The 19640-nt window shown below is 63.3% G+C and carries 14 protein-coding genes; 10 read left to right on the forward strand and 4 right to left on the reverse strand.

Annotated features, from left to right (window positions below):
• Positions 1 to 108: 108 nt before the first annotated feature.
• The 4 genes from ACTJLB_RS29150 (at position 109) to aroG (ending at position 8321) form a co-directional block, all read left to right on the forward strand.
• Positions 109 to 4296: a YhdP family protein gene (locus ACTJLB_RS29150; RefSeq protein WP_440785315.1), complete on the forward strand. Its 4188-nt coding sequence runs from the start codon at positions 109 to 111 to the stop codon at positions 4294 to 4296.
• A 272-nt stretch (positions 4297 to 4568) separates the two neighbouring features.
• Positions 4569 to 5345, forward strand: coding sequence for a carbon-nitrogen hydrolase family protein (locus tag ACTJLB_RS29155; RefSeq protein ID WP_374726832.1), 777 nt, complete (start codon positions 4569 to 4571; stop codon positions 5343 to 5345).
• Between the two features lie 90 nt (positions 5346 to 5435).
• A complete protein-coding gene (gene tldD, locus ACTJLB_RS29160) occupies positions 5436 to 6902 on the forward strand; it encodes a metalloprotease TldD (protein ID WP_088173110.1) in 1467 nt (488 codons plus the stop codon).
• 345 nt (positions 6903 to 7247) lie between these two features.
• Complete coding sequence (aroG, locus tag ACTJLB_RS29165) at positions 7248 to 8321, forward strand: 3-deoxy-7-phosphoheptulonate synthase AroG (RefSeq protein WP_020069697.1); 1074 nt, start codon at positions 7248 to 7250, stop codon at positions 8319 to 8321.
• A 237-nt stretch (positions 8322 to 8558) separates the two neighbouring features.
• Here the strand turns inward: aroG and hmpA are convergent, their stop codons facing one another.
• The gene (gene hmpA, locus ACTJLB_RS29170) at positions 8559 to 9764 is read right to left on the reverse strand and encodes an NO-inducible flavohemoprotein (protein ID WP_440785316.1); all 1206 of its coding nucleotides are present in this window, start codon (positions 9762 to 9764) and stop codon (positions 8559 to 8561) included.
• 103 nt (positions 9765 to 9867) lie between these two features.
• Positions 9868 to 10422, reverse strand: a complete 555-nt coding sequence (locus ACTJLB_RS29175; RefSeq protein WP_440785317.1) for a cob(I)yrinic acid a,c-diamide adenosyltransferase — start codon at positions 10420 to 10422, stop codon at positions 9868 to 9870.
• Positions 10423 to 10928: 506 nt separating this feature from the next.
• Between ACTJLB_RS29175 and ACTJLB_RS29180 the strand changes: the two genes are divergently transcribed.
• From ACTJLB_RS29180 to proC, 6 genes are all read left to right on the forward strand, one after another.
• Positions 10929 to 12344 carry an FAD-linked oxidase C-terminal domain-containing protein gene (locus ACTJLB_RS29180; RefSeq protein ID WP_310354182.1) on the forward strand — a complete coding sequence of 472 codons (1416 nt, stop codon included), beginning with the start codon at positions 10929 to 10931 and terminating at the stop codon, positions 12342 to 12344.
• 139 nt (positions 12345 to 12483) lie between these two features.
• Positions 12484 to 13977: an FAD-linked oxidase C-terminal domain-containing protein gene (locus ACTJLB_RS29185; RefSeq protein WP_020069693.1), complete on the forward strand. Its 1494-nt coding sequence runs from the start codon at positions 12484 to 12486 to the stop codon at positions 13975 to 13977.
• A 136-nt stretch (positions 13978 to 14113) separates the two neighbouring features.
• Positions 14114 to 15202 carry a glycolate oxidase subunit GlcE gene (gene glcE, locus ACTJLB_RS29190; RefSeq protein ID WP_020069692.1) on the forward strand — a complete coding sequence of 363 codons (1089 nt, stop codon included), beginning with the start codon at positions 14114 to 14116 and terminating at the stop codon, positions 15200 to 15202.
• Between the two features lie 7 nt (positions 15203 to 15209).
• On the forward strand, positions 15210 to 16436 hold the full coding sequence (gene glcF / locus ACTJLB_RS29195) for a glycolate oxidase subunit GlcF (protein WP_020069691.1): 1227 nt from the start codon (positions 15210 to 15212) through the stop codon (positions 16434 to 16436).
• Positions 16437 to 16473: 37 nt separating this feature from the next.
• A complete protein-coding gene (locus ACTJLB_RS29200; RefSeq protein ID WP_440785318.1) occupies positions 16474 to 17172 on the forward strand; it encodes a YggS family pyridoxal phosphate-dependent enzyme in 699 nt (232 codons plus the stop codon).
• A 120-nt stretch (positions 17173 to 17292) separates the two neighbouring features.
• The gene (gene proC / locus ACTJLB_RS29205) at positions 17293 to 18108 is read left to right on the forward strand and encodes a pyrroline-5-carboxylate reductase (protein WP_440785319.1); all 816 of its coding nucleotides are present in this window, start codon (positions 17293 to 17295) and stop codon (positions 18106 to 18108) included.
• Between the two features lie 138 nt (positions 18109 to 18246).
• Here proC and ubiA read toward each other — a convergent pair whose 3' ends face one another.
• Together ubiA and ACTJLB_RS29215 are read right to left on the reverse strand one after the other, a co-directional pair.
• On the reverse strand, positions 18247 to 19110 hold the full coding sequence (ubiA, locus tag ACTJLB_RS29210) for a 4-hydroxybenzoate octaprenyltransferase (protein WP_020069687.1): 864 nt from the start codon (positions 19108 to 19110) through the stop codon (positions 18247 to 18249).
• Between the two features lie 205 nt (positions 19111 to 19315).
• Positions 19316 to 19525: a hypothetical protein gene (locus ACTJLB_RS29215; protein WP_131317791.1), complete on the reverse strand. Its 210-nt coding sequence runs from the start codon at positions 19523 to 19525 to the stop codon at positions 19316 to 19318.
• Positions 19526 to 19640: the final 115 nt, after the last annotated feature.

Genomic DNA, 19640 nt, shown 5'->3' on the forward strand with positions numbered 1-19640 from the left:
CGCGCGGCGGCGTGCTGACAGGGCTTGCACGAAGTCCTGCCGACGCTTTCCCGTGTGTTACATTTCGTCGTTAAATCGCAAAACTACCATACGCCCACCCGCCGCAGCATGTCCGAGCGAAACGAATCCGCCGACCCGCAGGAAACCGGGCAGGCCCGGCCTCTGAGCGGAAGCGACCACGTCGTGCTGCGCCGGACTCTTCACGTCGTTCTGGCGCTGGCGCTCGTCCTCTATTTCATCGCGGCGGGACTGTACCTCGGCTTGCGCTATGTGGTGTTGCCGCGCGCCGACGCTTTCCGCCCGCGCATTGAAGCCGCCGTCTCCGAAAAGCTGCACGCGCAGTTCACCATCGGCAAGCTGGCGCCGCATTGGAGCGGGTTCCAGCCAGGGCTCGACATCACTAACCTGGTGATTCGAGATCGTGAAGGCAAACCCGCGCTCACCATACCGCACGCCACCGCGAGCTTGTCGTGGCGCTCGCTCTGGCAGTTCTATCCGACGCTCTCCAGCCTGATCGTCGATCAACCGGATGTGCTGATTGCGCGCGGCGGCGACGGAGAACTGTCGGTCGCCGGCGTGCCGGTGCCAACACGTCACAGCGGCAACGATACGTTGTCGACCTGGCTCGTGCGACAACAGGCGATCGTCGTGCGCGGTGGTGTGCTGCGCTGGCGCGACGTCCAGCGTGACGAACCGGAACTCGCGCTGCGCGACATCCGCATAGCGATTTTGAACGACGGCTACGATCACCGTCTTGCGCTGCAGGCGCCGCCGGACGGCCGGTTGCTACACGGCCCGATCGATTTCCGCACGCATTTCCGGCACGCGCCGCTCGCGGCGATCGGCAAGCCGATTAACTGGAAGGGACAGGCCTATGTGTCGACGGGGCCGGTCGATCTGCCGACGCTTGCGCGTTACGTCAGGTTCCCGATTGAAACGTTCGCCGGCCGCATCGACAACGCAATCTGGGTCGATTTCGCCGACGGCCGCATGAAGTCGGCCAGCGGCCAGATGGCCGGCGCAGATGTCGCGTTACGCGTGCGGCCCACGCAGCCGAAGCTGCTTGTGCCGGTCGCCCATTTCGGGTGGCGCATGGAAGCCGATCAGGGCGACTACAAGCTTCAACTGAGTGACATGCGCGCCGAACTCGGCCAGCCGCCGCTCGACGACGGCACGCCGCTTACGCGCACACTGACGTTCAACACGCTCGACGGACGCTATCGCAAAGCTTCGCAGCAAAACGGACAGCTCATGAGCGTGTCGGGCGACCGCGTGGACCTGGGCATTCTCGCGGAATTCAGCCGCGCGTTGCCGCTGCCGCGGCCCCTTCTGAACGGGCTGGTGCGGTTCAACCCGCGCGGCATCGTTGCCAACTATCTGATCGAAGTGGAACGCGGCAAGCCGGAATCGGGCGAGCCTGGCGGCGACCGTCACGCGACAGGCGCCGAGCCAGTCGAGCGTTATCGCTTCAAGGGCGATCTGCAAGGCATCAGCTTCGCTGCACAAGAACCGCCGCCTGGGCTCACCGCGCGCAATCACCCGCGTGCGGGCATTCCGGGTATCGAGAATCTTTGGGGCACTGTCGACGCCGATCAACGTCACGGTACGGCTTTGCTCGACACGTCCAACGTGGCGATCACGCTGCCAGGCGTCTTCGACGATCCGCGCCTCAAGCTCGACCATCTGCACGGTCGCGCCGACTGGACCATCGGCAAGAAAGCACCCGGCGACAACCACCCGGCGTTCACAGTGAAACTGGCCGATTTCGGCGTCTCGAATGCAGACGTCGCGGCGAGCGCCACCGCCGACTACAGCAACCCCGGCCACGGCCGCGGCTCGCTTGATCTGAAAGCGGACTTCGAGCGCGCGCAGGTCTCGCGCATCGCCCGCTATCTTCCGACCAGCATCAGCGAAAAGCTGCGCATCTATCTCGGTCACGGCTTGCAGGCCGGCATGTCGCGCGGCGCGACGATCGAGATACATGGCGATCTGACGAAATTCCCCTACTCGCGCGATCCCGACGCGGGCGTCTTTCACATTGTCGCGCCGTTCAAGGGCGGCAAATTCGATCCTTCGCCATACCCGCCGCGCAAGATGAGGAACGGCACGCCGAACGTGTGGCCGCCGCTCGACGGCATCGACGGCGTGTTCGAACTCAAAGAGAAGATGTTGCGCTTCGACATCGACCGCGCACGCTATAAACGCGTGGCGCTGCATGGCGTGAACGGCAGAATCGAGGACCTCGGCACGCGCGAGTCGAACCTCGTGATCAAGGGCGACGGGCTCGGGCCGCTCGCCGACATGCTCGACTACGTGAACGAAAGCTCGCTCGGCATCATGGCGCGGCACCAGACCGAGAAGATCCACGCCGAAGGGCCGGCCTCGCTCGCGTTGAAGCTGACGGTGCCGCGCACGCCCAAGCCGCATATCGGCGTGGAAGGCGCGATTGGCTTCGAGAATAATCGACTGACGGTAGAAAACGTGCCGCCGCTGTCGCAGGTAAGGGGCAAAGTGCACTTTACTGAACGCAGCGCGCAGACCGACCGGCTCACCGCGCAGTTTCTTGGCGGCGACTTGCGGGCAAGCGGCGGACTGAAGCAGGACGGCACGTACGCGCTCGACCTGGACGGCCATCTTGCCGTCGATGCGGCGCGCGGTCTCGGCCTGCATGGTCCGGCGGCTCAGGTGCTCTCGCGCATGAGCGGCAGCGCCCCTTACGCGCTCAATGTGAGCGGCGCAAAAGGCAGGCTGCCGCAACTCACCATGAACTCGGACCTGACCGGCCTCGCGCTCGACTTTCCGGCGCCGTTCAACAAGCCGGTCGGCGCACCGATGCCGCTACGGCTCGCCGCCGGGCCGTCCACGGTTGCCGGCGAAAGCGGGCTGGAGCGCGCGGAACTCAACTTCGGTCCGATCGCCGCGCGCTACTTGCTGGACTACAAGCCGAAAAGCCCGCCGACGGTGCTGCGCGGCGCAATCGGCGTGAACCGGCCGGCCGACCTGCCTTCGGAAGGGGTAATCGCCGCGGTCGACCTCGAAGCATTCGATGCCGACGCATGGCGCGCGCTCGTTACACAGATGCGCAATAAGGAAGCGCCCGCTGCATCGGCCACGCCTTCCACCCCCAACCCGACTGTCGCGCAATTCCTGCCGAGCCGCTTCGCGCTCCACATCGGCACCTTGACGCTGCTCAAACGCCATTGGGACAGCGTGATCGTCGGCGCTTCGCACGCGGACGGCAAATGGCAGGCGAATATCGCGTCCAATCAGGTGTCGGGTCACGTTTCGTGGCTGCCGGGCGCCGACAAGGCGTCGCCGGGCACGCTGCAGGCGCGCTTTGCGCGCGTCGTGATTCCGTCGGTGGCCGACAAGGATCTGCTCGGTCAAGCTATCTCTGCTCCAGCGCAGAACATGCCGTCGATCGATCTGGTCGTGAACGAACTGATCGTGCGCGACCGCGATATCGGCCGGCTCGAAGTGCTGGCGCACAATTTCAACGAAGACGGCGTGCCCGTCTGGCAACTCGACAAGCTGGACATTGCAAACCCCTCGGCGACGCTCACCGCGACGGCGAACTGGCGCACGTCGGCGGAACTGGCCAACTCCGCCGACGACACCACGTCGCGGCGCACCGTGTTCGATTTCAAGCTCGACATCAAGGACGCGGGCGGATTGCTCCAGCGCTTCGGCCAGCCGCGCACGCTGAAGGCGGGCAGCGGCACGCTATCGGGCAAGATGGTGTGGCGCGGTGGCCCGACCGCGATCGACTACCCGACGCTAAACGGCAACATGGCCGTGGATCTCCGTCACGGCCAGATTCTCAAGGTCGATCCGGGCGTCGCCAAGCTGCTCGGCGTGCTCAGTCTGCAGAGCCTGGCGCGCTTCGCGACGCTGAACTTTCGCGACGTGATCGGCGAAGGTCTGCCGTTCGAGCACGTCACGGGAACCGCGCAGATTCACAACGGCATCGGCCACACCGATAACTTCGAAATGGTGACCGCGCCGGCCCGCGCCGAAATGAAAGGCTCCGTCGATCTGGCTCAGGAAACGCAGGATCTGCATGTCCAGATCGTGCCGACGGTGAGCGCCGGCGCAGCGGTCGTCGCGGCCGCGGTAATCAATCCATTGCTCGGCCTGGGCGCGCTGGTGGCGGATCTGGCGTTCAGCCAGTCGATCTCGCACGCGTTCGCGCGGGAGTACGCGATCACCGGCTCGTGGTCGAAACCGCACATCGAGCGGGTCAAGAACGATCGGGGTAAGATGGACGCTCCAGCTTCGACCGCGGTCGCGCAGTAAGTGTCTTCGGTTGAAGCGTTGGCTCGAGCTTCAAGTCGGCGGCGGATTCGACGCTGTCGGTGGGTTACGGAGTGCCCGAGCCAGCTACAAACGACGTACGCGGCGCCACCATTTCGCGCCGCCGCCTTTGCCGGGAGTTTCTCGAAACGCTCATGAGCGAAACACACGTCTCTTCATCTTCGTCCCCTGCTTTGTCGGCCGCAGCACCTGGCGATTCACAGCTTGGGCAGGCAAACGGCACACAGAGCACGTTCCGCGTCGCGGCGCTGCAGATGGTGAGCACGCCGGATCGCGATCGAAATCTGGCCGACGCCGAGCGCCTGATTGCTGAAGCCGCGGCCGATGGCGCGCAGCTGGTCCTCCTGCCGGAATACTTCTGCTTCATGGGCTTCAAGGACACGGACAAGCTCGCCGTGCGCGAGGCTTACCGCGACGGCCCGATTCAGCGCTTTCTCGCGGATGCCGCGCGCCGTCACAAGCTGTGGGTGATCGGCGGCACGCTGCCGGTCACGGCGCCCGAACCGTCGCGAGTGTTGAACACCACACTCGTATTCGACCCGCAAGGACACGAGGCGGCCCGCTACGACAAGATTCATCTGTTCAACTTCGAAAAAGGCGAGGAATCGTTCGACGAGGCGCGCACCATCTGCCCCGGTGACGAGGTCCGCACCTTCCAGTCGCCCTTCGGCCGTGTCGGTCTGTCGGTCTGCTACGATTTGCGCTTTCCCGAGCTGTACCGGCGCATGGGCGATTGCGCGCTGATCGTGGTGCCATCGGCGTTTACCTACACGACCGGCCGCGCGCATTGGGAGATGCTGCTACGCGCCCGCGCCGTCGAAAACCAGTGCTATGTGCTGGCTGCGGCGCAAGGCGGCAAGCACGAGAATGGCCGCCGTACGTGGGGCCACAGCATGTTGATCGACCCGTGGGGCGAAATCGTGGCAGTGCGTGACGAAGGCGCCGGCGTGGTCGCCGGCACGCTGGAGCGCACGCGTATCGACGAAGTGCGGCAGAGCCTGCCCGCCTGGCGTCACCGGGTGCTGAGCTAGACTCATTGACATTGAAACTGCGGCGCCCCTCACCCATATAGTGTTGGTGGCGCTAACCGAATCCTTCGTATCGAGCAGAACATACTTCGCATGAATATCATCGAACCCGGTATCCGTAATCTCGCCACCGCCAAGGACATCCTCCTGACGCCCTACGGTCTCGACGAGTCCCTGCTCACCCGCACGCTGGCTGAGATCTTCACGCATCGCGTCGACTACGCGGACCTGTACTTCCAGGCAACCCGCAGCGAAGCATGGAGTCTGGAAGAAGGCATCGTGAAGTCGGGCAGTTTCAGCATCGACCAGGGCGTCGGCGTGCGTGCCGTGTCGGGCGACCGCACGGCTTTCGCGTATTCGGACGACCTGTCGCCCGAAGCAATCCGCCAGGCGGCCATTGCCACGCGTGCAATTGCCAAGGCCGGCGGCGGCAAGCAGAAGATCAAGGTAGCGTCGTCGTTGACCGGCATTGCCGGGCGCGATCTGTACCTGCCCGCCGATCCTCTGCATTCGCTCGACGCGACCGCAAAGGTCAAGCTGCTCGAACGCATCGAACACATGGCGCGCGGTCGCGACCGGCGCATCCAGCAAGTCATGGCGGGCCTCGCCGGTGAATACGACGTCGTGCTGGTCGCGCGCAGCGACGGTGGGTTCGCCGCGGATATCCGTCCGCTCGTGCGGGTGTCGGTCACGGTGATCGCCGAGCAGAACGGTCGCCGCGAGATCGGCAGCGGCGGCGGCGGTGGCCGCTTCGACTACAGCTACTTCACCGACGAAGTGCTGTCGCGTTACGTCGACGACGCGGTGCACGCAGCGCTCGTGAACCTCGAAGCGCGCCCGGCTCCGGCCGGCGCGATGACTGTCGTGCTCGGACCGGGCTGGCCCGGCGTGTTGCTGCACGAAGCGATCGGCCACGGTCTGGAAGGCGACTTCAATCGCAAGGGATCGTCGGCGTTCGCGGGACGCATCGGCGAGCAGGTCGCGGCCAAGGGCGTGACCGTCGTCGACGACGGCACGCTGCCGAACCGGCGCGGCTCGCTCAACATAGACGACGAAGGCAATCCGACGCAGTGCACGACGCTGATCGAAGACGGCATTCTCAAGGGCTATATTCAGGACACGCTCAACGCGCGTCTGATGAAGATGCCGGTCACGGGCAATGCACGCCGTGAGTCGTACGCGGCGCTGCCCATGCCGCGCATGACCAACACGTACATGCTCAACGGCGACAAGGACCCGCAGGAAATCATCGAATCGGTGAAAAACGGTTTGTACGCGGTGAATTTCGGCGGCGGCCAGGTCGACATCACCAACGGGAAGTTCGTGTTCTCGGCCTCCGAGGCGTACATGATCGAAGACGGCAAGATCACGTACCCGGTCAAGGGCGCGACGCTGATCGGCAGCGGTCCGGAATCGCTGAAATACGTCAGCATGATCGGCAACGACATGAAGCTCGATTCAGGCGTTGGCGTGTGCGGCAAAGAAGGCCAGAGCGTGCCGGTCGGGGTCGGGCAGCCGACGTTGCGCATCGACCGGATGACGGTTGGCGGCACGGCTTAAAACTGAACTCGCTGCATGATTCGTGCATCGATTGCATGAATCATGCGGGTCTTCCGCATTTTCTCGCGCTACGGCTTGTCAGTCGAGCTTAGCCGGGTTATAAAGTCACTCACCCTTTTTGACCAGCGACTCCATTTCGCCATGTCCGCCAAGTTTTATTTTTACTTTTTCTGGTATCTCAGACCGCTGGCGGATCGAGAGGGGTGTTAGTGCACGTAGAACACCGAGAATTCCCGAAAAACCGCCAGCGAGTCTGGCGGTTTTTTTTCGCCTTCCGTCTTTGAACTTTATGTTTTGCACGCACCGCCTGCGCGAACACGCTACGAACCGATTCAGGAGAACAACATGCCCCCGCACAACACCGACGATGTCCGCATTCGCGAATTGAAAGAGCTCACTCCTCCCGCGCACCTGATCCGCGAATTTGCCTGCGACGAAGCGGTGTCCGACCTGATCTACAACTCACGCACCGCCATGCATCGCATTCTGCACGGCATGGACGACCGCTTGATCGTGATCGTCGGGCCGTGCTCGATTCACGACACGAAGGCGGCGCTGGAATACGCGGGGCGCCTCGTCGAACAGCGCAAGCGCTTCGCGGGCGAACTCGAAGTCGTGATGCGCGTGTACTTCGAAAAGCCACGCACGACGGTCGGCTGGAAGGGTCTTATCAACGACCCGCATATGGACAACAGCTTCAAGATCAACGAAGGGCTGCGCACGGCGCGCGAGCTGCTGTTACGCATCAACGAACTGGGTCTGCCGGCCGCCACCGAGTATCTCGACATGATCAGCCCGCAGTACATCGCCGATCTGATCTCGTGGGGCGCGATCGGCGCGCGGACCACCGAGTCGCAAGTGCACCGCGAACTCGCTTCGGGACTGTCGTGCCCGGTCGGCTTCAAGAACGGCACCGACGGCAATGTGAAGATCGCCGTCGACGCGATCAAAGCCGCGTCGCAGCCGCACCATTTCCTGTCGGTCACCAAGGGCGGTCACTCGGCGATCGTATCGACGGCGGGCAACGAGGATTGCCATATCATCCTGCGCGGCGGCAAGACGCCGAACTATGACGCGGACAGCGTCAACGCGGCGTGTTCGGACATCGGCAAATCAGGTCTCGCCGCGCGCCTCATGATCGACGCGAGCCACGCGAACAGTTCGAAGAAGCATGAGAACCAGATTCCGGTGTGCGCGGACATCGGCCGGCAAGTTGCTTCGGGTGACGAACGAATTATCGGCGTGATGCTGGAATCGCATCTGGTGGCCGGCCGCCAGGACTTGCAGGAAGGCTGCGCACTCACGTACGGGCAGAGCGTGACCGATGCATGCATCGGCTGGGACGAAAGCGTTGCCGTACTCGAAGGTCTCGCCGACGCCGTCAAGCAACGGCGCGTGGCGCGCGGAAGCGGCAATTGATTGCTATTCGGCCGCGTCGTGTGACGCAATCGGCAGATGAAAAACCCGGCGCGACGAGCCGGGTTTTTTGTTTGGGTGGCCAAACGGATGAGTGGTGCTGGATGGGCCGCCTCGGTACCATGGCAAGCCATGGTCGCTCTCAGCATGACTTGCGTTAGGCCGAAGCCGTCCGTTACGTGGACTTTGCCTCGCATGACTCGCTTCTTCTTTTTGGAGCTTGCCATGCACGGCTACGTTTCACTCGACCACGCCCGAACCGAAGACCTCAGTGTGAATCCGCGCCGGGTCCACGCCGAGCGCCGCCAGTGCATCGCACTGCGCGCGCATGAACGGCACCGGTCCGCAGATGTAGTAGTCGGCATCCGGCACGATGACCTGACCGGCAATTCCTGCTACGTCGAGACGACCGTCGAAATCGTAGTCGACGCCCTGCCGGTCGCCCTCGCCGATCGCTTCGTAGAACACCACGCGCTTCACGTTCGAATGCGACGCGACCGTCTCGTTGAGCCACTGACGGAACGCGTGCACGCGGCCGTTGCGGCATGCGTGAACGAAAGTCACGCTCCGCTCGCTGCCGTCGGCGAGGATGGTTGACAGCATCGAGGTCATGGGCGTCACGCCCACGCCGCCGCTCATCAGCACCACAGGCGTGGTTTTCTTGCGATCGAGCGTGAAGTCGCCCATCGGCGCGCTTACATGCACGACGGTGCCCGCTTCGACATCTGCGTGCAGCAGATTCGACACGTGGCCGGGCGCTGTGTCTTCACGGCCGTCCTCCCGCTTCACGGAGATGCGCAGCCACTTGCCATGCGGCGCGTCCGACAAGCTGTACTGACGCGGCTGATCGACACCCAGCTTGTCGACGAAACGTTTCACGCTCACGTATTGACCCGGTTGGAAATCACACGCGGCCGAGCCGTCGGCTGGCGTCAGATAGAACGACGTGATTTCGTCGCTCTCCACCTGTTTGCGCGCCACCTTGAACGGACGGAAGCCACTCCACGCCGCGCCTTCATACAGCTTCGCCTCGGTGCCCACAAAGATGTTCGCGAGCTGACCATACGCGACTTGCCAGGCGTCGAGCGTGGGTTGATCGACCGCGTCGCCGAGCACGTCGACGATCGCACCCAGCAGGTGGCGGCCCACAATCGGGTAATGCTCGGGCCGTATGTTCAGGCTCGCGTGCTTGTTGGCGATCCGCGAGACAGTCGGGCCGAGCGCGCCCAGATTGTCGATGTTGGCTGCGTACGCATAGACCGCGCGCGCCAGCGTTTCGGGCTGATTGCCGCTTTGCTGATGCGTCTGGTTGAACAGATTCTTCAGTTCCGGATGATGCGCAAACATGCGCTTGTAGAAGTGCTTCGTGATGGTCGTGCCATGTTCAGCAAGCACGGGCACCGTGGCTTTGACGCGGGCAATCTGTTCGGCGGTCAGGGCGGTCATTTGTACTTCTCCTTAAAGATGCAAACACGATACATCTTTAAGCCGCGACTTGCTCTGACAGATTGTCGCAGAGCACTGCCGACTGCTGAAAGCGGCCGTGCGCCTAGTTTTGCCCGCGATCGTGCTGCCAGAGCACGTCCGCGCCGCCGTCAGCGCGATTGAGCACGCGTGCGAGGACAAACAGAAGGTCCGACAGACGGTTCACATACTGACGCGGCGCGGCGTTGACGGCCTCCTCGTCACCGAGGGCGACGATGGAGCGTTCGGCGCGGCGGCAAACCGTACGGCAAACGTGGGCGAGAGACGCCGCGCGCGAGCCGCCCGGCAAGATGAACTCCTTCAGCGGCGGAAGCGCAGAGTTGTAGTCGGCAAGCCAGCCGTCGAGTTGCGCGAGATGGCGGTCGGTAATCATTGCGTGACCGGGAATGCAAAGTTCGCCGCCCAGATCGAACAAGTCGTGCTGGATCGAGATCAGCGCCGCTCGCACGTCATCTGGCAGGCGCTCGCACAGCAGCACGCCAAGATTCGAATTGAGTTCGTCGACGTCGCCGATCGCCGCAATGCGCGCGCTGTCCTTGCGGACGCGCCGGCCGTCGCCGAGACCGGTGGTGCCGTCGTCGCCGGTACGAGTGGCAATCTTGCTCAGACGGTTACCCATGATTTCTCCCTGCGTTTCAATGATGAAGCCCGCGTCGATAGCGCATCGGTCGCCGACTAACGTCCCGGTTTCTTGCACTGTGGTGGCGGCAGATCGGTTAGCGCGTCATCTGCCGCGTTATCTCTGTCTTGTCACCGCGTTAACCATGTTGCGCGGAGCCACTAGCCGCCGCCATTATAGGAGCGATAGCCGGCGCGACGCCTCCGAAGCAATGGAAGCGGCCCACCCCCGGCAGAAAGCGATCGGCGTAAAATGAAGTGCCTGCTGCAAAAAGCAGCTTCGCCTGACAACTACTAACAAACCTTTTCATGCGGCTGACCGGCGTAAGTGTTAAGCGCTAACGGTCGACATCGTTGATGGGACCGGCGTAAGTGCTGAAGCACTAACGTGAATACACATTATTGATGGGACCGGCGTAAGTGCTGAAGCACTAACGTGAATACACATTATTGATGGGACCGGCGTAAGTGCTGAAGCACTAACGCCGGTCGACACAGGAGACATGCGTGAATCATTCCGTTTCGCCGGCCACGCTGCGCCGGCCATTCCCTGCCGAATTGCTGAGCGCGCTCACCAACGCCTTCGGTGAGCGCGTGTCGATCGCGCAAGCCGTACGCGAACACCACGGCCGCGACGAATCACCGTTCGATCCCCAACTGCCCGACGCCGTCGTCTTCGCACGCAACACCGAAGACGTGCAGACCGCCGTCAAGCTGTGCGGCCAGTACAACGTACCGATCATTCCGTACGGCAACGGCTCGTCGCTGGAAGGGCATCTGCTTGCGGTGCAGGGCGGCGTGTCGATCGATCTGTCCGAAATGAACCGCGTGCTGTCCATCAACGCCGAAGATCTCACGGTCACCGTCGAGCCAGGCATTTCGCGCAAGCAGTTGAACGAAGCGCTACGCGACACCGGCCTCTTTTTCCCGATCGATCCGGGCGCGGACGCGAGCATCGGCGGCATGTCGGCCACGCGTGCGTCAGGTACCAACGCCGTGCGCTACGGCACGATGCGCGAGAACGTACTCGGGCTCACCGTGGTGCTGGCCGACGGCCGTGTGATCAAGACGGGCACGCGGGCGCGAAAATCGTCCGCAGGCTACGACCTCACGCGTCTGTTCGTCGGTTCGGAAGGCACGCTCGGCGTGATCACCGAAGTCACCGTGCGCCTTTATCCGCAGCCGGAGGCCGTGTCCGCCGCGGTCTGCGCATTTCCGTCGATGGGCGACGCGGTTCGCGCCGTCATCGAAACAATTCAGATCGGCGTGCCGATCGCGCGCGTGGAATTCGTCGACGCGCTCGCGATCCGCTCGATTAACCGGCATTCGAACCTCACGCTGCGCGAGGCGCCCACACTGTTCTTCGAATTCCATGGCACCGAGGCCAGCGTCAAGGAACAAGCCGAACTCGTGCAGGAACTTGCCGCGCAGAACGGTGGCGAAGGATTCGAATGGGCGACCCGTCCGGAAGACCGCAGCCGTCTGTGGAACGCGCGTCACAATGCCTATTTCGCCATGTTGCAACTGAAGCCCGGTTGCCGCGCCGTCACGACCGACGTCTGCGTGCCGATCTCGCGACTCGCCGAATGCGTCGTCGAAACGGAGCAGGACTTGAAGGCGTCGCCGCTGCCCTGCCCGATTGTCGGCCATGTCGGCGACGGCAATTTCCACGTCGCGATCCTGATCGATCCGAACAAGCCGGAAGAACTCGCGGAAGCCGAGCGATTGAACCATCGCATCGTGCAGCGCGCGCTGCGCATGGACGGCACCTGCACCGGTGAGCATGGAGTCGGTCTGCACAAGATGGGTTTTCTGCTGGAAGAACATGGCGACGTTGCAGTAGACACCATGCGCTCTATCAAACATGCGCTCGATCCGCAAAATCTGATGAACCCCGGCAAGATTTTTAGCTGGGCCGCCTGACGCGTCGTTTCAAGGCGCGTTGCCGGGAACGATTGGGCAGGACTGAACGCGGCTGAGCGTTATCGAGCCGCGGCGGCCGCAAACGGGCCGCCACGCAAGCGCCGGATAGCGCTGGGTGAAACAGGAGGAGACGACTCACATGAATGCACCCGCCGAACTGTCAGCAGAGGTTCTCGCCCAGCGCCAGCGCGAAGTCGTGCAGGCGCTGATGGCGGTGTTGCCGAACCACTGTCTGCTATATCGCGACGAAGATACCGTCGCGTACGACTGCGACGGCCTCGCCGCCTATCGTCGTCTGCCGCTCGCCGTCGCATTGCCGGAGACGGAGTCGCAAGTGCAGCGCATCGTGCAGATCTGCCATCGTCTCGGGGTGCCCATCGTGCCGCGCGGCGCGGGCACGGGCCTGTCCGGCGGTGCAATGCCGATTCGCCACGGCGTGGTGGTATCGCTCGCACGCTTCAGGAAGATCATCGAGGTGGACTCGTACGCGCGAACCGCCACGGTGCAACCGGGCGTGCGCAATCTGTCGATTTCCGAAGCTGCCGCGCCTTACGGTTTGTACTATGCGCCGGACCCGTCGTCGCAGATCGCCTGCACGATCGGCGGCAACGTGTCGGAGAACTCGGGCGGCGTGCATTGCCTCAAGTACGGCCTCACCGTGCACAACGTGCTGCGCGTGCGGGCCGTGACAATGGAAGGCGAAATCGTCGAATTCGGCTCGCTCGCGCCCGACGCGCCCGGCCTCGATCTGCTTGCGGTGCTGATCGGCAGCGAAGGCATGTTCGCGATCGTCACCGAGGTCACCGTCAAGCTGATTCCCAAACCGCAAACGGCGCAGGTCATCATGGCCAGTTTCGACGACGTCGTAAAAGGCGGCGATGCGGTCGCCGGCATCGTTGCCGCGGGCATCATTCCGGCCGGCCTCGAGATGATGGACAAGCCGGCCACGCGCGCGGTCGAGGAATTCGTCCACGCGGGCTACGATCTCGACGCAGCGGCAATCTTGCTGTGCGAATCCGACGGCACACCCGAGGAAGTCGCCGACGAAATCGTCCGCATGACCGCGGTGCTGCGCGAGCACGGCGCAACCCGCATCCAGATTTCGCGCACGGAAAACGAGCGGCTGCGCTTCTGGTCCGGTCGCAAAAACGCGTTTCCGGCTGCGGGCCGGATTTCGCCGGACTACTACTGCATGGACGGAACTGTGCCGCGCCGCAGTATCGGACCGCTGCTTTCCCGCATCGAGGAGATGGAGAAGAAGTACGCGCTGCGTTGCATCAACGTCTTTCATGCGGGCGACGGCAACATGCATCCTCTGATTCTCTTTAACGGCAATGACCAGGATGAATGGCACAGAGCCGAGGCGTTCGGCTGCGACATCCTGGAAGCATGCGTCGAACTGGGCGGCACGGTGACGGGCGAGCATGGCGTCGGCATCGAGAAGATCAACTCGATGTGCGTGCAATTCTCGCCGGAAGAGCGCGATGCATTTCACGCGGTCAAACGTGCGTTCGATCCGCCCGGTCTGCTGAACCCGGACAAGGGCATTCCCACGAGAGCGCGGTGCGCCGAGTACGGCAAGATGCATGTGCGCGGCGGTCTGCTGCCGCATCCGGAGCTACCGCGCTTCTAACACCACGCAATACGCATAGCCCGCCGCGGCGGCGTTTGCCGCCATCCCACCCTGATTACCCGATGCGGGTCCGCTCCGGGTTGTCAGCGAGCCCCCGCCCGGTACAATCGATCGAAACATAACGAAGCAGGGCATCATGGAAGAGGACGACATCGTCGCCATGTGGTCGGAACGCGTGCGTTCCGCCAGCGCCGCAGGCCGCGCGTTGCGCGTTCGCGGCGGCGGTACGAAAGACTGGTACGGTCAGACGCTGGAAGGCGAGATCCTCGACACGCGCGCTTATCGCGGCATCATCGCTTACGACCCGGCGGAGCTGGTCATCACCGCGCGCGCCGGCACGCCGCTACTCGAAATCGAAGCCGCGCTCGCCGAACACCATCAGATGCTCGCTTTCGAGCCGCCGCACTTCGGACCGCAAGCCACGTTCGGCGGCTGCATCGCTGCGGGCATCGCCGGCCCGCGCCGTCCGTCGGCCGGTGCGGCGCGCGACTTCGTACTAGGTGCCGTCGTCATGAACGGCCAGGGACAAGCGCTGCATTTCGGCGGCCAGGTGGTGAAAAACGTCGCCGGCTATGACGTCTCACGCTTGATGGCGGGCTCGCTCGGCACGCTGGGGCTCATCCTCGAACTCTCCGTCAAGGTGCTGCCGCAGCCGCAGGCCGAAGCCACGCTCAAGTTCGACGTGAACGGCACCGACGCTGTCCGTAAGCTCAACGAATGGGGCGGCCGCCCATTGCCGATCACCGCGAGCGCGTGGCGTCACGGCACGCTTGCCGTGCGTCTCGCGGGCGCGGAGAGCGCGGTCAAGTCGGCGCGTGCGTCGCTGGGCGGCGAGGTTGTCGATGCGGTCGAGGCAGAACGCTTCTGGGCAGGCCTGCGCGAGCAGACCGACACGTTCTTCGCCGCAATTCCGCCGAAAGCCGCGCTGTGGCGGCTCGCGCTGCCGTCCATCACCGAGCCGCTTCAATTGCCCGGTGCTCAATTGATGGAATGGGGCGGCGCGCAGCGCTGGTGGATCACGGACACCGACGCGCAAACCGTGCGCATCAGCGCGAAGCAAGCCGGCGGTCACGCGACCATCTTCCGCACCGGCCACGGCTATGACCGCGGAGCCGGGGTGTTCACACCGCTGCCCGCGCCGCTGATGAAAATCCATCGCGGCCTGAAAACCGCTTTCGACCCGGCCCGCATCTTCAATCGCGGCCGTCTCTACCCCGACTTCTGAGCGCGCGATGCAAACCAATCTCGCGGACTTCATTCGCAACACACCCGACGGCGACGAAGCCGACGCTATCCTGCGCAATTGCGTTCACTGCGGCTTTTGCACGGCCACGTGCCCGACTTATCAACTGCTCGGCGACGAACTCGACGGCCCGCGCGGTCGCATCTATCTGATCAAGCAGATGGTGGAAGGCGCCGAAGTCACGCGTAGCACGCAGGTTCACCTCGACCGCTGCCTTACTTGCCGCAATTGCGAATCGACCTGCCCGTCCGGCGTGCAGTACGGCAAGCTGGTAGAGATTGGCCGCAAGATCACCGAGAAAAAAGTGACGCGTCCGCTCGGTCAGCGTCTTACGCGCCGATTCCTTGCGAGCTTCGTGCCGAACAGCGCGCTATTCACACCGGCCATGCGTCTCGGCCAGCATTTCCGGGCGCTGCTGCCGCGAAAACTGCGCGACAAGGTGCCCGCGCGGCAGCGTCCGCTCGAGTGGCCGACCGCAAGACACACGCGCAAGATGCTGATGCTCGCGGGCTGCGTGCAACCTTCGATGATGCCCAACGTCAACGTCGCCACCGCGCGCGTGCTCGATGCGCTCGGTGTGGAAACGCTCGTCGCGCCCGACGCCGGCTGCTGCGGTGCCGTGCGCCTGCACCTCGGCTATAACGACGAAGCGCTCGTGGACATGCGCGCCAACATCGACGCATGGTGGCCGTATGTCGAACAGGGCGTCGAGGCGATCGTGATGAACGCATCGGGCTGCGGCGCGACCGTCAAGGAATACGCGCATCTGTTGCGCCATGACCCGGCGTATGCGGAGAAAGCGCGCCGCATCGTCGAATTGACACGCGACATTGCCGAGATCCTGCCGGACTTCGAGGAACAACTCGCGTCGATCACGCGCCGCCGCGCGATCCACACGGTCGCTTTTCATCCGCCCTGCACGTTGCAGCACGGACAGCAGGTGCGCGGCACAGTGGAACATCTGCTGACGCGACTCGGCGTCGAAGTGCGCCTGCCCGCCGACAACCACCTTTGCTGCGGTTCCGCCGGCACTTACTCGCTCACGCAGCCGAGGCTCTCGTATGCGTTGCGCGATCAGAAGCTCGAGCGGCTGCACGCGCAGGAGCCGCAAATGATCGTGTCCGCGAATGTGGGCTGTATTTCTCACCTGCAGAGCGGCACGTCGACACCGGTCGCGCACTGGATCGAACTGGTGGAGCACATGCTGTCCGTATAATCGGGGCATCGACTTCCGTCCGTTCCCCGTTCGCTCCATGCCAGATCTGATTCATAACCTCGAAGCGGTTAAGCAGCGCATCGCAATGGCCGCACACGTGGCCGGGCGCGACGCGCGTTCCATCGCGCTGCTCGCGGTCTCGAAAACTTTCCCCGCCGAAGACGTGCGCGCGGCGCACGCCGCCGGTCAACGCGCATTCGGTGAAAACTACGTGCAGGAAGCCCTCACGAAGATCGAAGCGCTCGCCGATTTGCGCCGCTCGCTCGAATGGCATTTCATCGGGCCGTTGCAGTCGAACAAGACCCGTCCGGTGGCCGAGCAGTTCGACTGGGTGCATTCGGTCGATCGCCTGAAGATCGCGCAGCGGCTTTCCGAACAGCGGCCCGATAACCTACCGGCGCTGAATGTCTGCCTGCAGGTCAACATTAGCGGCGAGACCTCAAAAAGCGGCGTGAGCGTCGAGGAAGCCGCCGAAGTCGCCCGGGAAATCGCCACGCTGCCCAAGCTGAAATTGCGCGGCCTGATGGCAATTCCCGAACCGGTGGGCAGCATCGACGAACAGCGCGTGCCGCATCGCCGGTTGCGCGAATTGTTCGAGCGTCTGCGCGACGAAGGTCTCGCGCTCGATACGCTCTCGATCGGCATGTCAGGCGACCTGGAGGCTGCTGTGCTCGAAGGCGCGACCATCGTGCGCGTGGGCACCGCCATTTTCGGTGCGCGCGACTACTCGAACTAGCGGCTGCAAACGTGGTTGCAAGCGCGGTTGCAAGCGCGGCTGCAAGCGCAGTGTCAACTGCGGCTGCAAGCTCATTTGTAAGCGCGGATTCATACGCTCAATCAAACCTTCCGGACCATCATGAAAATTGCTTTTATCGGCGGCGGCAACATGGCTGCGGCGTTGATCGGCGGCCTTATCAAGCGTGGCGTCGCGCCCGCCGATCTCTATGCGATCGATCCTAACGAAGACGCGCGAAAGCGTAACGAAGCACAGTTCGGCATTAAAACCGGCGCCGCCGCCGACGCGGCGCTCGCTGCGTATGACGCCGTCGTGCTCGCGGTGAAGCCGCAAATTCTGAGGAGCGTTGCCGAATCGCTCGCGCCGCATCTCAAGGCGTCGCAACTGGCAATCAGCATTGTCGCCGGCATTCGCATGGACGACATGTCGCGCTGGCTGAACGGCCATACGCGGATCGTGCGCGTCATGCCGAATACGCCGGCGTTGATCGGCATGGGCGTTGCCGGATTAGCCGCAACCGCGAGTGTCGACGAAGCGGGCCGCGCGCTTGCATCGCAGGTGCTAGGCGCCGTCGGCGAAACGGTATGGTTCGACGACGAAGCGAAAATCGACGCCGTCACCGCCATTTCGGGAAGCGGCCCGGCCTACGTGTTCTATTTCATCGAAGCGCTGCAGGAAGCCGCGCGTCAGCTCGGCATGAATGAAGCGCAAGGCCGCGCGCTCGCCGTGGCGACCTTCACGGGAGCCGCGCAACTGGCTGCGAATTCGGACGAGCCGCCGAGCCTGTTGCGCGAACGCGTGACGTCGAAGGGCGGCACGACTGCGGCAGCGCTTGCCTCGTTTGACGCAAGCGGCGTGAAGGAAGCAATCGTTCGCGGCGCGCTCGCCGCCGATGCGCGCGCGAAAGAAATGGGCGACGAGTTCGGTAAGCAATAAGCGCGGTTATCGCTGGTTACTGTCTATCGCTTACTGCCTGCTGCAATGGGATAAGCCGTGCGACGCGGAGTCGGGTCAACCCGCTCCGCGTCCAGCGCAAGAAGAGACACGCGGGCAATGGACAGACCGCACCAAAACTCAGAACGACGCCACCGCATAGTGCGCGGCAATGCCCACGAATAACGCGCCGCCCAGCCAGTTGTTGTGCCGGAACGCCGCGAAGCACGCCATCCGGTCACGGTTGCGAATGAGCGTGTAGTGATAGACCGCGCAGCCCGCCGCAGCAACCCAGCCTAACCAGTACAGAACGCCGAAACCCAGCATCACGCCGATGCCGACGTAGATGCCAAGCGTCACCGCATAGCAGAGCATGATCGCGGCCACGTCGAAGCGGCCAAAAGTGAGCGCCGAAGTACGGATGCCGATTTTGATGTCGTCGTCGCGATCGACCATTGCGTATTCGGTGTCGTAAGCGACCGACCAGAACACGTTCGCCAGCAGCATGACCCAGGCGAGCATCGGCACATGGTTCTGCACGGCGGCGAACGCCATCGGAATGCCGAATCCGAATGCGATACCCAGGTACGCCTGCGGAATCGCGAAGAAACGCTTGGTGAACGGATACGAGCCGGCAACGAACAGCGCGGCCACCGACAACTCCTTCGTCAACGCATTGAGCGGCAGAATCAGCAGAAAAGCCAGCAAGGACAAGCCGGCGGCGAGCGCCACCGCTTCCCATGCTTTGACCTTGCCTGAGGTGATCGGACGATTTTCAGTGCGCTTGACGTAGCGGTCGAAATCGCGATCAGCGTAGTCGTTGATCGCACATCCCGCCGAGCGCATCAGCACCGTGCCTACCGTGAAGATGACGAGAAGCGGCCACGACGGACGACCGTCGGACGCGATCCACAGCGCGTTGAGCGTCGGCCACAGCAGCAGCAAACTGCCGATAGGCTTGTCCATACGCACAAGGCGCAGATAGAGCGGAAGTCGGGCAAACATGGCGGACTCTGTAAAAGCGGGCGGAATGCGGAAACAGTGCCGACATTTTACGGGATGCAGCCGGCGTCCAGCGTCGTCCGGCCCGCGCGGTGAACGCTCATGCCGCAACAGCGGTTGCGAAAGCGGCGTCGGAAAAAACAAAGCCTCCCGCGAGGCAAGCCTGTCGCTTAATCTGTTGACGATTTGCCGATTGGCCGGCAGCATCTCAGGGAACATTTGCGCGCAACCGGTCAAGCCAGTTCGGCGGAATATCGATAACGCCATGGCCAGAGCCATTACCTTCGCCGCGCCTGAAAATTACCGCGCTTTCATCAGGCATGAACTCAGGAATCCCGCCGTCCATTGAATCGAAGTCGGTTCGCGCAAGAAGCTTCCCGCTGTGGCCGTCATAGAGTCTGCCAACGTAATCATCCACGTTGCCATTTCCGCCCTTGACGCAAGATTGGGCGCGATACGAACCGCTCTTTGAAGTCACGCTGTAACATTCTTGCGCCGATATACGCACTCGCGCGTCAAGCATGTATTGAACG

It is taken from the genome of Paraburkholderia sp. 22098 (assembly GCF_052045935.1).
Taxonomy (GTDB): domain Bacteria; phylum Pseudomonadota; class Gammaproteobacteria; order Burkholderiales; family Burkholderiaceae; genus Paraburkholderia; species Paraburkholderia caledonica.

Bases quoted from the DNA above. Each gene is read 5' to 3' on its own strand.
- ACTJLB_RS29150 (WP_440785315.1), top strand. From the start codon at position 109: ATGTCCGAGCGAAACGAATCCGCCGACCCGCAGGAAACCGGGCAGGCC.
- ACTJLB_RS29155 (WP_374726832.1), top strand. From the start codon at position 4,569: ATGGTGAGCACGCCGGATCGCGATCGAAATCTGGCCGACGCCGAGCGC.
- tldD (WP_088173110.1), top strand. From the start codon at position 5,436: ATGAATATCATCGAACCCGGTATCCGTAATCTCGCCACCGCCAAGGAC.
- aroG (WP_020069697.1), top strand. From the start codon at position 7,248: ATGCCCCCGCACAACACCGACGATGTCCGCATTCGCGAATTGAAAGAG.
- hmpA (WP_440785316.1), bottom strand. From the start codon at position 9,764: ATGACCGCCCTGACCGCCGAACAGATTGCCCGCGTCAAAGCCACGGTG.
- ACTJLB_RS29175 (WP_440785317.1), bottom strand. From the start codon at position 10,422: ATGGGTAACCGTCTGAGCAAGATTGCCACTCGTACCGGCGACGACGGC.
- ACTJLB_RS29185 (WP_020069693.1), top strand. From the start codon at position 12,484: ATGAATGCACCCGCCGAACTGTCAGCAGAGGTTCTCGCCCAGCGCCAG.
- glcE (WP_020069692.1), top strand. From the start codon at position 14,114: ATGGAAGAGGACGACATCGTCGCCATGTGGTCGGAACGCGTGCGTTCC.
- glcF (WP_020069691.1), top strand. From the start codon at position 15,210: ATGCAAACCAATCTCGCGGACTTCATTCGCAACACACCCGACGGCGAC.
- ACTJLB_RS29200 (WP_440785318.1), top strand. From the start codon at position 16,474: ATGCCAGATCTGATTCATAACCTCGAAGCGGTTAAGCAGCGCATCGCA.
- proC (WP_440785319.1), top strand. From the start codon at position 17,293: ATGAAAATTGCTTTTATCGGCGGCGGCAACATGGCTGCGGCGTTGATC.
- ubiA (WP_020069687.1), bottom strand. From the start codon at position 19,110: ATGTTTGCCCGACTTCCGCTCTATCTGCGCCTTGTGCGTATGGACAAG.